Source organism: Enterobacter cloacae complex sp. 382A5 (assembly GCF_050031095.1).
Lineage (GTDB): Bacteria > Pseudomonadota > Gammaproteobacteria > Enterobacterales > Enterobacteriaceae > Enterobacter > Enterobacter cloacae.
Genome location: NZ_JBLGVK010000001.1, coordinates 3542821 through 3556510 on the forward strand (window position 1 = coordinate 3542821; position 13690 = coordinate 3556510).

The window sequence follows — 13690 nt, forward strand, 5'->3', positions numbered from 1 at the left end:
CCTTGTTACGCCGCGCGTCTGGCTACATTCCAATGGTGGGCTGGGCGGGGGCGTCGCAAGACGCGCCGGTACACTCCAAGCCGGTAATGCCAACTCCGTTCAGACCTGCCACCCGGAAATTGGCATTTCCGCGGCCGGGTTAATTACCTGATTGGAGAAAAATCATGACCACCAGTAACGCACTTTTCACGACCCCTTTCGACTGCAACACCGACTTCATCGATCTTGCCGACAATTGCCAACGCTATTGCGAAGCGCTGGTGGAAGAGACCAATCCCGCGAGAAAAATAGCCCTCTGCGGTCGTCTTGCCTCGACTTTTGCCCTGCTCCGCCCAATGCTGCTGGAGCCTATCCCTGAGCACCTACAGGAACGTCTCACCGTCGATCGGTTTCCCGAACGTGAGCCTGTATTCAACACCGAATCCGACCAGCTCTGCCGCTACTGCGAGGAAATTACCCAACTGTTGATTAGTGGCGCGCTCACGCCCGGATCCGCACGCGTGATGGGGGATTTGCTCTTTGAACTCACTGGATATTTTGCCGACCAGCTAAAAGCCCCGCGCTGGCTGAGGACGGAGGCTGGAATCGCGTTGCTGGGTTGAGCCCGGATTGCCGGGTGGCGGCTACGCCTTAGCCGGCCTACATGCCCGTAGGCCCGTGCAAGCGCAGCGCCGCCGGGCATAGAGCCATACGCCAGAAGTGGAATCCACCTCGGAGAATTAACCTTTAGTCATGCATCCTACTTCCCTTCAGCCATTCCCCTGGTAACATAACAGCAGACAGAACTGCACTTGCGCACTGTGCGGGAGTGCATTATTATCCACTCAGCTTCATGGACTGGAGCTTACCAGCATTATGATTAATCATTTTCGGGATCAATGGCTTGAGGATTTTTTTCTTTACGGGAGATCGAGCAATGTTATTCCTTCAAATCTGGAAACCGTTCTTGCAAGAAAGCTCGACCTCATCAATGCAGCCATCTCGCATCGGGATTTGCGTTCACCACCGGGCAATATGTTTGAAGCATTGAATCCGCCGCTGAAGGGATATTCCTCAATCCGGGTAAACAGACAATACAGGCTTGTATTTCGCTGGGCAGAGGGAAAAGCAGACGATCTCTATCTCTCTCCACACAAGTACACGCAACACAAGTGAGGCACCACCTATGATACTTCAACAGGCACTCCGCAAACCCACCACGCCGGGCGACGTGTTGCAATATGAGTATCTTGAACCGCTCAATCTGAAAATCAGCGATCTGGCGGAGATGCTAAATGTACACCGCAATACCATCAGCGCGCTGGTAAATAACAATCGCAAGCTTACCGCCGATATGGCGATAAAATTGGCAAAAGCCTTTGATACCACTATTGAATTTTGGTTGAACTTACAACTGAACGTCGATATCTGGGAAGCACAATCAAACGCCAGAACGCAAGAGGAGCTAAGCCGTATAAAAACCGTTGCGGAAGTCATAGCGAAGCGTAAAGGTGGCCAACCGGATGTTGCCTGATTCGGCACAGCATTTACCTACTTAATACTTTTTCAGGAAGAAATCATGCGCCAACCGGGAAGTCACGTTTAATGCCGAATTTCAGGATATCGCCTGGGTTAATCCGGAATCGTTAAAAGAGCGGGATCTCAACGACGCCACGCGCATTACCTTCGCCCAAAAGGGGCTTCTTTAAGCGCCCACTGCCCCGGCGTTTTACCGGTCCACGCGCTGAAGACCTCAATGAATGCGCTGACGCTGCTGTAACCGCAAGACAGCGCAATCCATCCCACCGGCTTCCCCGCGGCCAACCACTCCATTGCCTGCATTACCCGCGCCAGTTGCCGCCAGTTAACGAAGTTCATTCCGGTCTGGGCACGAAACCGACGGTTGAACGTACGCACGCTCATCCCCGCCTGGCGGGCATGGCTCTCAACCGTCTGATTATCATCGACAAACTGCAGCAAATGCCTGACTACGTCCTTCAGACGCGGATCCGTCGGCACGGGCAGAGAAAAGTGCACCTGGGGTGCCACGGCAAGCTCATCCAGCAGCAGGGTGAGCTTTCGCGGATCGTACTCGCTTTCAGCAACGCTTAAGCGGGAAAACAGTGCATGGGTAAGATCGTCGGGCTCGAACAGGGCGGGCACATCGGGAAGCCTTGCACAGCAGGCGGGGTCAAGATAGATGGCGCTGCCTTCTATCGCGCTTTCAGAAAAGGCGGCGTGCTGATTACCTGGCGGGATCCAGCCGATGTGTTTTGCCGGTACGACCGAGCGCCCCCGCTGCGACTCAATCACCAGCAGACCCGTTGCAATGCGCCACAGCTGCCCAGCGCGATGGCTGTGCCAGGGGGTTCGGTACCCGCCAGGATGAAGGAGCGTCTCAGTACTGACCATATCATTTTGACCGAAAATCGTTATTCATCGGCGTATTACAGAAACTGCGTCTTCTGCTGTCAAGGATAATGGCGACTAAACCACATAAGGAGCCCTTAATGAGCATAATCACATCCCTGATAGCCGACACCGACAATGCCGCACAGCGCGAAAAGATGGCGTGCCTGTTAACCCGCTTATTCAACGGCGATATCGATCCGGCAGAGGTCTTTACGCCCGATTACCAGCAGGTTACGGACGGTCACACGCTTGATTACCAGGGATTTATCCAGCACCTGAGCCACGTCAGCTCGCAGACTCGCACGATCGCCTTCACCGTGGCGGAGATAGCCTGTCATGACGAACTTCTGGCTGACCGGCATATCGTGACGGTCACGTATCCTGGCGGTCGTCAGGCAGAGATCGAGGTTTACCTGTTTGCCGCGCTGCGTGAAGGGAAAATCTGGCGGATCCATGAAGTCACGCGGGCCCTCAGCGGCGATGCTTCAGATCGCACGCTGGCCCATGCGACAGAGTAACGTCACTCCGCCGGGCGCGGTACGCTACGGTTATATACCTCAACATAACGCGCAAATTTTCCGATAAACACGCCCGCAAATAGCCCGCCTGAGATAATCGCCAGCGCGCTCATGGCGGGTTGCTGCATTGTATGGGGAGAGATGGCGCTCATCACGCCCAGCACATACTTCACCGCGAACGCCAGCATCATAAACGGCAGCGCGGTGTAGTCTGCCTGACGGTGGAGGCTGCGCGGTGCCTCAGCTCGGGTGATAGCCGCCTGCTTAATCAGGAAGTACCCCAGTGCCGCACCGGCAAGGATCCCCGCCGTCCACAATGCAACAGTCGCAGGAGTCAGCGTGCGATAGACCACCAGATCGTAAATATCCCAGATAAGAAAAATGCCCGGAATGATAGCAAGCCGCTCCAGCGTCACGGTGGCCGGCTTGCGGGCTTTAATGCCGCGGGAGATAAGGAAGATAAACAGCACCCACACCCAGGCGGGTGTGTGCGTAACGACACCGAGCAGAAATTCAAACATGGAGATCACCATGGACGATCGCGGCTCCTGCCGCCCTGAACGCGTATTGCGCATAACGGCAGGAGCGCCATTATGCGCAGGTCTTTTACAGCGATTTTTTCAGGCGACGAACCGCCTCTTTCAGCTCTTCATCCGTTGGCGTGACAAACGACATACGCAGCGTCGAATGGTCTGGCTCATTGCAGTAGAAAAATTCGCCCGGCACAAATACTACGCCGTTACTTAACGTCTTTTCCAGCCAGCGCGTGGTATTACTACCATTTTTCATATTCGCCCACAGGAACATGCCGCCCTTCGGCTTGTGGAACGACATCACATCGCCCAGCTCGGCTTCCAGTTCGTTGGCGAACGTCTGGTACTTCTGACGATAGGCTTCGCGGATCATTTTGATCTGCCCGGCCAGACGCCCGGTTTTCAGGTATTCGTAAGTCATCAGCTGCGACAGCGTACTGGTGTGCAGATCGGTGGTTTGCTTCAGGTTCACCACCGCACGCTTCAGCCACTCCGGTACCAGCACCCAGCCCACACGGGTGCCCGGCGCGAGAATTTTAGAGAAGGTTGAGGTATACACCACGTTCTCTTCGTTGCCGATATCTTTGGCATGGGCAATTAACGGGCGGAAAACTTCGTCGGTGTAATTGATTTCACTGTACGGATCGTCTTCGATAATCACAAAGTCATAGCGCTTCGAGAGTTCCACCAGCTGTTTACGGCGCGTCTCAGACAGCGTAACGCCGCCTGGGTTACCAAATGTCGGCACAATATAAACCGCTTTGATGGGTTTATTTGCCACCAAAGCTTCGAGTTCATCCACTTTCATGCCGTCGCCATCGGTGCCAACGGATTCGAAATTCGCCTGCGCCAGACCAAAGACCTGCAGCGCGGCAAGATAGGTTGGGCGTTCGACGACGACGGTATCGCCCGGATTAATTAACGCGCGCGCCAGCACGTCAAGGGATTGTTGTGAACCGGAGGTCACGACCACATCATCCGCTTTGCAGCGGATCCCGCGCCCTTCGCAGATGCGCTGAATCTCTTCCCGCAGTCCCGGCACACCCTCGGTCAGACCATACTGGAAGGCTTCACCAAAATGCTGCGACAGTACGGCATCAGCGGCGATTTTCAGGCCTTCGTGATCGAACAAAGCCGGGTTAGGAATACCCCCACCCAGCGAAATGACGCCTGCCATTTTGCTATGTTTTAATAATTCACGGATGGCGGAAGATTGCAGGCCCTGCGCGCTGCTGGCGAGTTTGTTTGCAGACATTCTTTGATTACCTTCTTTTTTATATTGTGCCCAATCTTAGCAGAATATGAGCAATAAATTCCGTTAGCTTCGGGAGGGGACGTAAATCCTGACGCCACAGTAAATGCACCGGCCTCGGCGCGGGTGTAAACGGCTCCAGAACCCGAACCAGCCTGCCGCTTGCCAGCTCTTCCGCCACCAGCACCTCCGGCTGCAGAAGCAGCCCCGCCCCGGCGCGCGCCGCCATGCGTAAGCCGTAGCCGTCGTTGCATCGTAAAATGGCATCGCGCTTCCAGCGCACTTCGCCCTCCACACCCGGCAACCGCCATTCGTTGCGCGCGGTCCATACCGTGTGGGAAAGGCAGAGATGGTCCACCAGATCGGCAGGCGTTTGCGGCGTACCGTGGCGCGCCAGATAATCCGGCGACGCGCAGATCACCATGTTGTAAGGGCACAGGTATTTCGCCACCAGATCGTCATTGCGAATCTCACCAATGCGAATGGCCAGATCGACCCCCTCTTCCACCAGATCCACCATCCGGTTAGTGAGATCCAGTTCGATACGCACTGCCGGGTAGCGCTGCAGAAAGGTGGCGGTCAGCGGCGCGATAACGCAGCCGCCAAACGACGTAGGTGCCGTCACGCGCAGGGTGCCCGCCGGTGCGGCGCGCAGACGTTCCACCGCGCTTTCGGCAATGGCCACCTGCTCCAGCACCCGCTTCGCCTCGTCATAATAGACCCGCCCGGCGTCGGTCAGGCTTTGACGTCGCGTATTGCGCTCCAGCAGACGGGTGCCAAGCTCGGATTCCAGCAGCGCAATGTACTTCCCTACCATCACCGACGACATATCCAGCCGGGAGGCCGCCCCGGTAAAACTGCCGCTTTCCACTACGGCGATAAAGGTTTCCATGCCGCGAAGCTTATCCATATTACAAACCTCTGGTTAGCAATCTTCTAACTTTAGCCCAGTTTATCCGACTTTTAATTTATTAAAGAATGAAGACTCACAACATGAGGAGTCGGCTATGAAAATCATCATTATTGGTGCCAGCGGTACGGTCGGTCGTGCAGTAACGGAGGCGCTCAGTCGCCACCACGAAGTGATCCGCGTGGGCCGCACGCAGGGCGATGAGCAGGTGGATATTACGTCACAGGCGAGCGTGCAGGCGCTGTTTGAGAAGGTCGGTCGTGTGGATGCGATTGTCTCCGCCAGCGGCGGGTTGTACTTTGGCCCCCTCGCCACCATGAAAGACAGCGATTTCAATCAGGGGTTACAGGATAAACTGCTCGGACAGGTGCGTCTGGCGCTGACCGGCCAGCACTACCTGAACGATGGCGGCTCCATTACCCTGATTAGCGGGATTGTGGCGCACGAGCCCATCGCGCAGGGCGTCAATGCCACCACGGTGAATGCCGCGCTGGAAGGGTTTGTTCGCGCTGCCGCCTGCGAGCTGCCGCGCGGGATCCGCATCAACCTGATAAGCCCGACGGTCCTCACCGAATCGGTCGAAACGTACGACGGCTTCTTCCCGGGCTTTGAAAGCGTGCCGGCCGCCACCGTGGCGCAAGCCTATCGCCGCAGCGTGGAAGGGGTGCAGAGCGGCCGCGTTTACAAGGTCGGTTACTGATCCTTACGGGCGGAAATCAGCACCAGCATCGGGCGGTCTGCCTCTTCGGCCAACGCGGGCCAGGCGTCAATCTGTGCCTGCGTTGGTCCCCATTCGTTCACTTCGCTTACCGTTAAACCGGCGGTGATCAGCGCGTTAAGCGTGCTGCCCAGCGTGCGGTGATACTTGATCACGCCGTCTGCCAGCCAGTTGCTGACGCGCTGGCCTTCGTCCTGATAGTGGTTCACGCCCCAGAAACGCACGCCGGCGTCGTCGGTCAGCCAACCCTGACGCGTCGCGCAGGTGTAAATCGGGTGCTCCATGGAAAAGACCAGACTGCCGCCGGGTTTCAGCGCACGCTGAACGTTGCCAAACAGAGTATTCAGCTCGGGCAGGTAGTGCAGCGCCAGCGAGCTGTAGACCAGATCGAAACTGTTCGCTTTCATCGCCAGCGATTCCAGATCGCTACGTTGATACACAATCCCGGCATCGTGGGTCAGCTCTTCCGCACGGGCGAGCATTTTTTCGGAGATATCAACGCCGGTTACCGCAGAAGCGCCCAGCTCACGCGCCGCGCGGCAGAACCAGCCATAGCCACAGCCGAGATCGATAACCGATTTGCCGTGTAAATCCGGCAGCATGCTTTTCAGCGCAGGCCACTCCGGCGCGCCATTCAGGCCGTCTACCGAGCGCGGCAACTGGGCGTAACCTTCAAAAAAGGCGGGGTTGTCGTAGATATTTTGTGCCATCACGGACTCCTTCATTGCAACAGAGGCGAGGGTAAAACACCCCTCGCCCGTTGACAACTAAACCGTCTGGCGAATCAAAGCCTGCGCCGGATCTTCTCCACCATGGCTGCCGTTGAGATCCCGTAGCGATCGTGAAGCGTCGGGAGCGCACCTGCATCCAGGAAAGCATCCGGTAGCGCAACGGTATCAAAGTCGACATGCACGCGATGGCGCATCAGCAACGACGCCACTGCCTCACAAAGCCCCCCTACAGTGCTGTGGTTTTCGGCGACCACCACCAGCCGCCCAGGTTTCGCGGCCTGCGCCAGAATGGTCTCCTCATCCAGCGGTTTAATGGTGGGCGAGTGCAGTACCGCCACGCTGACGTTATCCTTACGCAGCTGCTTTGCTGCCTCCAGCGCGCGCATGGTCATTAGCCCTGAGGCGATGATCAGGACGTCGCTCCCCTCTTCCAGCAGCGCGGCTTTGCCCAGCGTAAACTGGTAATTGTACTGGTCCAGCACCACCGGCACCTTGCCGCGCAGCAGTCGCATATACACCGGCCCATTGTGCGCCGCGATCGCCGGTACAGCCTGTTCGGTGTCTATCGCGTCGCAGGGATCGATGATGGTCATCCCCGGAATACCGCGCATAATCGCAATATCTTCCGTCGCCTGGTGGCTCGGACCGTAGCCCGTGGTTAACCCCGGCAGTGCAGCGCATATCTTCACGTTGAGATGCTCTTCGGCGATAACCTGATGAATAAAATCGTAGGCACGACGGGTGGCAAAGACCGCATATGTCGTGGCGAAGGGAATAAACCCCTCTTTTGCCATTCCCCCGGCCGCGCCCATCAAGAGTTGCTCCGCCATCCCCATCTGGAAGAAACGTTCCGGATACGCCTGGGCAAAGATATGCAGATCGGTATATTTCGACAAATCCGCCGTCATACCGACAACTTCCGGGCGCTGTTCCGCCAGCTTCACCAGCGCATGGCCGAACGGTGCAGAGCGCGTCTCCTGGCCGTCTTCCGCAATAGAGGCAATCATGGCCGACGTGGTTAAACGCGGTTTTTTCTCCGTTATCTGGCTCATTACAGCACTCCTTCAGGTTTGTTGGCATCCAGCACGGCGAGTGCCTTTTGCCACTCGTCAGCATCCACGCGAATAAAATGGTTCTTGTCACGTTGTTCGAGGAAAGGCACACCCTTACCCATCAGCGTGTCGCACAAAATGACGCGTGGCTGGTTTTCCGGATAGCGTCTGGCGTTATCAAACGCCGCCACCAGCGCAGGGACATCGTTGCCATTTACGCGCTGCACATACCAGCCGAACGAGGTCCATTTATCTTCCAGCGGCTCAAAGCCAAGGATCTTGTGCGAATTGCCGTCTGCCTGCTGGCGGTTAATGTCCACCAGCACGATCAGGTTCGACAGGCCATGGTGCGCTGCAGACATAGCCGCTTCCCAGGTTGATCCTTCGTCAAGCTCACCGTCCGACATGGAGTTAACGACCCATGCCGCGCTCTGCTTGTGCTTCAGCCCCAGCGCCATGCCGACCCCAATACTTAACCCCTGTCCCAGCGAACCACCGGAGATCTCCATGCCCGGCGTGTAAGTTGCCATACCGGACATTGGCAGGCGGCTGTCGTCCGAGCCGTAGGTCTCCAGCTCCTCTTCAGGAATGATCCCGGCTTCAATCAGAGCGGCATAACAGGCAATGGCGTAATGACCGTGGGAAAGCAGAAAACGGTCACGACCTTCCCACTCCGGCTCGTCCGGCTTGAGGTTCATACCGTGGGTAAACGCGGTGGCCAGTACGTCGGCATAGCCCAGCGCCTGCCCGATGTAGCCCTGCCCCTGCACTTCGCCCATGCGCAGCGCATAGCGGCGAATACGCCATGCCGCCGCGGCAACCTGTTGAACTGTGGTATCCGTCATCGTCGAGTCTCCTTAATGGATCAGCATGCCGCCGTTCACGTCGAGCGTGATACCGGTGGAGTAAGACGAAAGGTCGCTGCCAAGGAACAGCGCGGCGCGGGCAATATCCTGCGCGTCGCCGAGGCGGTTAAGCGGAATGCCCGCCAGGATGGCGGTTTTCATCTCATCGCTGAGCTTGCCTGCGGTGATGTCCGTCTGGATAAGGCCGGGTGTAATGCAGTTTACGCGTACGTTATCCGGACCCAGCTCGCGGGCCATCGCTTTCGCCAGGCCCAGAACACCTGCTTTAGCTGCGCTGTAGTGGGGGCCGCCAAAAATACCGCCACCGCGCTGTGCTGATACCGATGAAATGCAGACAATGCTGCCCGACTTCTGTGCGCGCATGGTGGGGATCACCGCCTGGGACATCAGCAGCGTGCCGCGCAGGCTGACGTCCAGCACCGCGTCGTAATTCTCGCGTTTAATATCCATCAGCTTAATCGGCTGAGTAATTCCGGCGTTATTCACCAGAATATCGATGCGCCCGTATTTTCCCAGCACCTGCTCAATGGCGGCGTTAACCTGTAATCCATTGCTGACGTTCGCCGCAAGGCCCAGATGCTCTTCACCCAGATTCGCCGCCGCTGCCCGACTGGCCTCAGCATCTAAATCGATAATCACCACCTTCGCACCCTGCCCGGCATATAATTTAGCCGTGGCAAAACCCAAACCGCGTACAGAAGCCGCGCCGGTAATAACGGCGACTTTATCTTTCAGTAGCATATATTTACTCCACTATGGTAAAAGGAATTTATTTTTTATTTCGGTTCATCCAGCAACATAATCACAAACAGGCCAATCGCTGCACAAACACCGAAATAAATAAAGACAGAGTTAAAACTTCCTGTTTTATCCAGCAGAAAACCCGCCAGCATCGGGGAAACAAATCCGCCGAGATTTCCGCCGCTATTGATAATTGACGCAGCTATCGGATAGGTTTTACTGTCTGCAACCGCCATACCGTAAGCCGTAAAAGCAGGCCAGCCGATATTCAGACAGAGGCCGACAAAAAACAGCCCCACGCAAACCGCAACGGTGCTTTGCGGAATATTCAGCATGATGACCATCATTAACACGGTGCTGATGGCGGTAAACATCATGGTCGGTTTACGCCGACGGCCGAGCAGTTTGTCGGATACGTAACCGCCAAAAATCGCCCCGATAAATCCGCCGATGCACGGCATACTGGCGACCAGCCCCATGCTCATAAACGTAAAGCCTTTCTCTTTCACCAGATAGAGCGGGATCCACGTCAACAGGCCATACAGCACGCTGACCATCATGAAATAGGCCAGACAATCGCCGAGGATATTCTTCGAGGTAAACAGGCCTTTTACCGTACTCACCGGGGCTAAGTCCCGCACGCGAATCAGGCGGTCAAGGCGCGCAAAGCCCGGTGAAATCACGATGTTTTCCCGTCTGGCATCCGGCGTCTCCTGACCCACAGTAATGGTCTCCAGTTCGGCTTTAGAGACGAATGCGCTCTCTGATGGTCTGGTGCGCACCAGCAAATACCACAGAACGGCAATGACCAGACCGGGGATCGCGAAGGAGAAGAAGACCCAACGCCAGCCCCAGGTCATGGCGATCCACACCGCCAGCGGCGGCACGAGGATCGGCGCGAACATGGTGGCCGCGATGTAGACGCCGGTGGCGGTGGCTTTCTCCTTTGGTGGAAACCAGTTATTGATGGTGGAGGCCAGCCCGACGGGGCACGGCCCCTCCGTTAACCCCAGCCCCAGACGAATAAACTTCAGCCCAAGAACCGAGGTTGCCGTGCCCATCAGCCAGGTAAACGCCGAGAAGCCGAATATCGACAGCGCCACCATGCCGCGAATACCCTTTTTGGCGATAAAAAAGCCCGCTGGAATTTGGCTCAATGCGTATCCCAAAAAGAACATACTGGCGATGGCACCGGCTTCGAAATTATTAATATGAAACTCATCAATGATAAAGGGCAGTACTGCACCAATATTTGTTCGGTCAGCATAGTTAATGGCATACACAATAAAAATTAATGCCAGCACAACGAAACGGTAATTGGTTTTTTTAGTGTTTATGTAGGGGACAGCATGTTCTATACGAGACATAACTTACCTCATTATTCGAACAACGTGAGTCGTTTTATTTTTACGTTCAAGGTCAATATATCGGCTCATGAATGAAACACCATTCAATAAACCTCATTTATTGCTGAGATAAATTTGATTCGCGATACAGCTCAAAAAAATAACATCTGGATTAAATTGCCCGCATGTCGTCTCAATGTTATGTTTTTTATCAATAAACATGACAGGAGTAGGCTATGTCCGCGCAGGATCGCCAGACGTTATCACTGCCCTCGCTCAGAAATTTGCAGGCGTTCATTGCCGTTGCAAACGCATTGAGCATCCATCAGGCGGCGGAGCAGCTCAACGTCACCCCGTCTGCGGTCAGCCATCAGGTCGCGTCGCTGGAGTCGTGGATGGGCAAGAAATTATTCATCCGCAGCGGCAAAGGGGTTCAGCTCACCCCAACGGGAGAAAAATATCTGCGGGAGGTCTCGGCGGCGATGAGCGCCATCGGACGCGCCACCGATCAGATCGTCAAAGAGAAAGATAACGCCGTGCTTCGGGTGCACTCCTCGCCCACCTTCGGGTTGTCATGGCTGTTGCGCCGCCTGGGTAAGTTTCGTGCCGAATATCCCGATATCACCATCAATCTCACCTGCTCCTATGAGAATCTGCAATTCGCCAGAGATAATATTGATATTGATATCCGCCACGGTATCCCGGACTGGGATGCTTACCGGGTGATGACCATTAAAAACGACACGCTGGTGGTGCTGGCCTCGCCGGAGTATGCACAAAAACACCCCATCAGCACCCCCACCGATCTGCTGCAACAGTCACTCATCTCGTCCACCAGCACGCTGGTGAACTGGGAAAAATGGTTCGCCTGGCACAATATCGACAGGCCCTGGCTCAACTTCAGCCTCAGCTTTGACCGCTCCTATATGAGCTTTGAAGCGGCGCGCATGGGGCTGGGATTTATTCTTGAGAGCAAAATGATGGCGACAGACCACCTGAAAGATGGCTCACTGGTGCAGGTACTGCCGGATGAGATGGGGATCGCCATTAACGCGCATCATCTGGTAATGCCGCATATGCATGAACGCGCGTGGAAGATCCAGCAGTTCGTTGAGTGGATTGACCGGGAGCTGCGGCTGTCGGGTTATCATCTGTAACGTCGGGTGGCGGCTTCGCCTTACCCGACCTACAAAATCTGCGGCCTGTTGCCCTCACCCCAACCCTCTCCCACCGGGAGAGGGAAAAATGCACATTAACCCACCGTGCCCCAGACAAGGTTCCCCTTATGGAAGGTCGCGGTGCGCGGTGAAATGCGCGCCACCGCCTCGGCGGAACAGGAGGCGTCAACCAGCACAAAGCTGGCGTCGTCCTGCCCTTTCGGCCAGACGCGTTCACCTTTGTCGTTCAGCGGCAGTACGTCACCGGTCGCAATACCTAAAGCGCGGGACAGCGTCTGCTCATTAGGGCGGATATAGAGCTGGGCGTAGAGATTCGCTTTTTCCAGCATGTCCCCTAAACCGTACGGTGACCAGTGGTCGATCACGCTGTCGGTGCCCGTCATGACAAACACGCCCTTATCGCGCAGCTGCTTCAGCGGCATATGCAGGGTGCCAATCGGCACGGTGGAGGCGATAGTCACCTGCTGCGCCGCCATGCGGGTGGCAATCTCGTCCACCTGCTGCTCGTTGAGCGTGGCCAGCGCAAAGGCGTGGCTGATGGTCAGTTTGCCCTTCAGTTGCGGGGTTTTCTCCACGGTTTCGACCATGTAGTTCACCGCCGCCACGCCCGCCGGGCTGGTTTCGTGCAGGTGAATATCCACCCCTTTGTCGTAATCCAGCGCAATCTGGAACATGGTGTCGAGAGATTTCTCCATCGCCCCGTCAACGTTGGTCGGGTCCAGCCCGCCCACGTAGTGCGCCCCGGCCTGCATCGCCTCGCGCATCAGCTTTTCGGAATTCGACAGCAGCAGGCCGTGCTGTGGAAACGCCACGATCTCGCACTCAAATCCGGGCTTGCGGCGCGCCAGCACCGCCTGCAGGTTCTCGAGATTCTTCAGACCCGAGACTGGTTCAATATTGCAGTGGCTGCGGGCGAGGGTGGAGCCTTTCGACTGGATCAGATCGATCAGCTTTTCGGCGCGCTCCTGGGTATAAGGCTGGAGTTCGGGGAGCAGCTTCTGCTCAAGGCGGATCATATCCTGAATGGTGGTACCCGCCGGGCGGTTGAGCGAACGCCACGGGCCGCCGTAGAAGGTTTTATCCAGGTGAATGTGCATATCGCGCATCGCCGGGAGCATCAGCTTGCCGCCCGCATCATAGTGCGGCAGGGTGGCGTCCGCGTAACTTTTGTTATCCCGCAGGGCGACAATTTTCCCGTCTTTGATCTCCAGCGTTTTCAGCTCGGTGCGGGTGCTCATCGCCACGCCGCCGTCGACGTTAAATCCGGCCTCCAGCAGCACGTTGTCCAGGTAGTAGTGTTTAGCGGTGATGTTCATCGGTTTGCCTGTCTCGCAGGTTGGTTTTGCGGAATCGGCAGCATACGCGACGGAACCGGTCGCGCCAAACAGCGCGCAGGCGGTGACCATTTTGCCGCTCTGGCTGATAAATTCACGGCGGCTTTTATTTTCACTCAT

General features: G+C 56.3%; 16 protein-coding genes. 6 read left to right on the forward strand and 10 right to left on the reverse strand.

Annotated features, from left to right (window positions below):
- Window positions 1-164: 164 nt before the first annotated feature.
- The 3 genes from ACQG2G_RS16615 to ACQG2G_RS16625 all read left to right on the forward strand — a co-directional run bounded on the left by ACQG2G_RS16615 (window position 165) and on the right by ACQG2G_RS16625 (window position 1513).
- Window positions 165-602: a hypothetical protein gene (locus tag ACQG2G_RS16615; RefSeq protein WP_080453047.1), complete on the forward strand. Its 438-nt coding sequence runs from the start codon at window positions 165-167 to the stop codon at window positions 600-602.
- A gap of 253 nt (window positions 603-855) precedes the next feature.
- On the forward strand, window positions 856-1155 hold the full coding sequence (locus ACQG2G_RS16620; RefSeq protein ID WP_014832979.1) for a type II toxin-antitoxin system RelE/ParE family toxin: 300 nt from the start codon (window positions 856-858) through the stop codon (window positions 1153-1155).
- A gap of 10 nt (window positions 1156-1165) precedes the next feature.
- The gene (locus ACQG2G_RS16625) at window positions 1166-1513 is read left to right on the forward strand and encodes a HigA family addiction module antitoxin (RefSeq protein ID WP_038980942.1); all 348 of its coding nucleotides are present in this window, start codon (window positions 1166-1168) and stop codon (window positions 1511-1513) included.
- Window positions 1514-1659: 146 nt separating this feature from the next.
- Here ACQG2G_RS16625 and ACQG2G_RS16630 read toward each other — a convergent pair whose 3' ends face one another.
- The gene (locus ACQG2G_RS16630; protein WP_038980944.1) at window positions 1660-2391 is read right to left on the reverse strand and encodes a helix-turn-helix domain-containing protein; all 732 of its coding nucleotides are present in this window, start codon (window positions 2389-2391) and stop codon (window positions 1660-1662) included.
- Window positions 2392-2489: 98 nt separating this feature from the next.
- Here ACQG2G_RS16630 and ACQG2G_RS16635 point away from each other — a divergent pair, with 98 nt between their 5' ends.
- Window positions 2490-2909 carry a nuclear transport factor 2 family protein gene (locus ACQG2G_RS16635; protein ID WP_061771959.1) on the forward strand — a complete coding sequence of 140 codons (420 nt, stop codon included), beginning with the start codon at window positions 2490-2492 and terminating at the stop codon, window positions 2907-2909.
- Window positions 2910-2911: 2 nt separating this feature from the next.
- Here ACQG2G_RS16635 and ACQG2G_RS16640 read toward each other — a convergent pair whose 3' ends face one another.
- The 3 genes from ACQG2G_RS16640 to ACQG2G_RS16650 form a co-directional block, all read right to left on the reverse strand.
- The gene (locus ACQG2G_RS16640; protein WP_061773058.1) at window positions 2912-3430 is read right to left on the reverse strand and encodes a DUF6622 family protein; all 519 of its coding nucleotides are present in this window, start codon (window positions 3428-3430) and stop codon (window positions 2912-2914) included.
- Window positions 3431-3515: 85 nt separating this feature from the next.
- Window positions 3516-4697, reverse strand: a complete 1182-nt coding sequence (locus ACQG2G_RS16645; protein WP_061771958.1) for a PLP-dependent aminotransferase family protein — start codon at window positions 4695-4697, stop codon at window positions 3516-3518.
- Between the two features lie 19 nt (window positions 4698-4716).
- The gene (locus tag ACQG2G_RS16650) at window positions 4717-5604 is read right to left on the reverse strand and encodes a LysR family transcriptional regulator (protein WP_040023513.1); all 888 of its coding nucleotides are present in this window, start codon (window positions 5602-5604) and stop codon (window positions 4717-4719) included.
- A gap of 97 nt (window positions 5605-5701) precedes the next feature.
- Between ACQG2G_RS16650 and ACQG2G_RS16655 the strand changes: the two genes are divergently transcribed.
- Complete coding sequence (locus tag ACQG2G_RS16655; RefSeq protein ID WP_061771957.1) at window positions 5702-6304, forward strand: short chain dehydrogenase; 603 nt, start codon at window positions 5702-5704, stop codon at window positions 6302-6304.
- Here the strand turns inward: ACQG2G_RS16655 and ACQG2G_RS16660 are convergent.
- From ACQG2G_RS16660 to ACQG2G_RS16680, 5 genes are all read right to left on the reverse strand, one after another.
- Window positions 6298-7032 carry a class I SAM-dependent methyltransferase gene (locus ACQG2G_RS16660; protein ID WP_061771956.1) on the reverse strand — a complete coding sequence of 245 codons (735 nt, stop codon included), beginning with the start codon at window positions 7030-7032 and terminating at the stop codon, window positions 6298-6300. The genes ACQG2G_RS16655 and ACQG2G_RS16660 overlap by 7 nt on opposite strands.
- A gap of 74 nt (window positions 7033-7106) precedes the next feature.
- Complete coding sequence (locus tag ACQG2G_RS16665; RefSeq protein ID WP_072200340.1) at window positions 7107-8105, reverse strand: transketolase family protein; 999 nt, start codon at window positions 8103-8105, stop codon at window positions 7107-7109.
- Window positions 8105-8950: a transketolase gene (locus ACQG2G_RS16670; RefSeq protein ID WP_013098399.1), complete on the reverse strand. Its 846-nt coding sequence runs from the start codon at window positions 8948-8950 to the stop codon at window positions 8105-8107. Before ACQG2G_RS16670 ends, ACQG2G_RS16665 begins: the two co-directional genes overlap by 1 nt.
- Window positions 8951-8962: 12 nt before the next feature.
- Window positions 8963-9712, reverse strand: a complete 750-nt coding sequence (locus ACQG2G_RS16675; RefSeq protein ID WP_348595940.1) for a glucose 1-dehydrogenase — start codon at window positions 9710-9712, stop codon at window positions 8963-8965.
- A gap of 35 nt (window positions 9713-9747) precedes the next feature.
- The gene (locus tag ACQG2G_RS16680; RefSeq protein WP_013098401.1) at window positions 9748-11079 is read right to left on the reverse strand and encodes an MFS transporter; all 1332 of its coding nucleotides are present in this window, start codon (window positions 11077-11079) and stop codon (window positions 9748-9750) included.
- A gap of 215 nt (window positions 11080-11294) precedes the next feature.
- Here ACQG2G_RS16680 and ACQG2G_RS16685 point away from each other — a divergent pair, with 215 nt between their 5' ends.
- A complete protein-coding gene (locus ACQG2G_RS16685; RefSeq protein ID WP_348595939.1) occupies window positions 11295-12215 on the forward strand; it encodes a LysR substrate-binding domain-containing protein in 921 nt (306 codons plus the stop codon).
- A 95-nt stretch (window positions 12216-12310) separates the two neighbouring features.
- On the opposite strand, the gene ACQG2G_RS16690 is transcribed toward ACQG2G_RS16685, so the two are convergent.
- Window positions 12311-13690, reverse strand: coding sequence for an amidohydrolase family protein (locus ACQG2G_RS16690; protein ID WP_094084778.1), 1380 nt, complete (start codon window positions 13688-13690; stop codon window positions 12311-12313).

Excerpts from the sequence above, each read along its gene's own strand:
- ACQG2G_RS16615 (WP_080453047.1), top strand. The coding sequence starts at position 165 with ATGACCACCAGTAACGCACTTTTCACGACCCCTTTCGACTGCAACACC.
- ACQG2G_RS16620 (WP_014832979.1), top strand. The coding sequence starts at position 856 with ATGATTAATCATTTTCGGGATCAATGGCTTGAGGATTTTTTTCTTTAC.
- ACQG2G_RS16625 (WP_038980942.1), top strand. The coding sequence starts at position 1,166 with ATGATACTTCAACAGGCACTCCGCAAACCCACCACGCCGGGCGACGTG.
- ACQG2G_RS16630 (WP_038980944.1), bottom strand. The coding sequence starts at position 2,391 with ATGGTCAGTACTGAGACGCTCCTTCATCCTGGCGGGTACCGAACCCCC.
- ACQG2G_RS16635 (WP_061771959.1), top strand. The coding sequence starts at position 2,490 with ATGAGCATAATCACATCCCTGATAGCCGACACCGACAATGCCGCACAG.
- ACQG2G_RS16640 (WP_061773058.1), bottom strand. The coding sequence starts at position 3,430 with ATGTTTGAATTTCTGCTCGGTGTCGTTACGCACACACCCGCCTGGGTG.
- ACQG2G_RS16645 (WP_061771958.1), bottom strand. The coding sequence starts at position 4,697 with ATGTCTGCAAACAAACTCGCCAGCAGCGCGCAGGGCCTGCAATCTTCC.
- ACQG2G_RS16650 (WP_040023513.1), bottom strand. The coding sequence starts at position 5,604 with ATGGATAAGCTTCGCGGCATGGAAACCTTTATCGCCGTAGTGGAAAGC.
- ACQG2G_RS16655 (WP_061771957.1), top strand. The coding sequence starts at position 5,702 with ATGAAAATCATCATTATTGGTGCCAGCGGTACGGTCGGTCGTGCAGTA.
- ACQG2G_RS16660 (WP_061771956.1), bottom strand. The coding sequence starts at position 7,032 with ATGGCACAAAATATCTACGACAACCCCGCCTTTTTTGAAGGTTACGCC.
- ACQG2G_RS16665 (WP_072200340.1), bottom strand. The coding sequence starts at position 8,105 with ATGAGCCAGATAACGGAGAAAAAACCGCGTTTAACCACGTCGGCCATG.
- ACQG2G_RS16670 (WP_013098399.1), bottom strand. The coding sequence starts at position 8,950 with ATGACGGATACCACAGTTCAACAGGTTGCCGCGGCGGCATGGCGTATT.
- ACQG2G_RS16675 (WP_348595940.1), bottom strand. The coding sequence starts at position 9,712 with ATGCTACTGAAAGATAAAGTCGCCGTTATTACCGGCGCGGCTTCTGTA.
- ACQG2G_RS16680 (WP_013098401.1), bottom strand. The coding sequence starts at position 11,079 with ATGTCTCGTATAGAACATGCTGTCCCCTACATAAACACTAAAAAAACC.
- ACQG2G_RS16685 (WP_348595939.1), top strand. The coding sequence starts at position 11,295 with ATGTCCGCGCAGGATCGCCAGACGTTATCACTGCCCTCGCTCAGAAAT.
- ACQG2G_RS16690 (WP_094084778.1), bottom strand. The coding sequence starts at position 13,690 with ATGAGTGAAAATAAAAGCCGCCGTGAATTTATCAGCCAGAGCGGCAAA.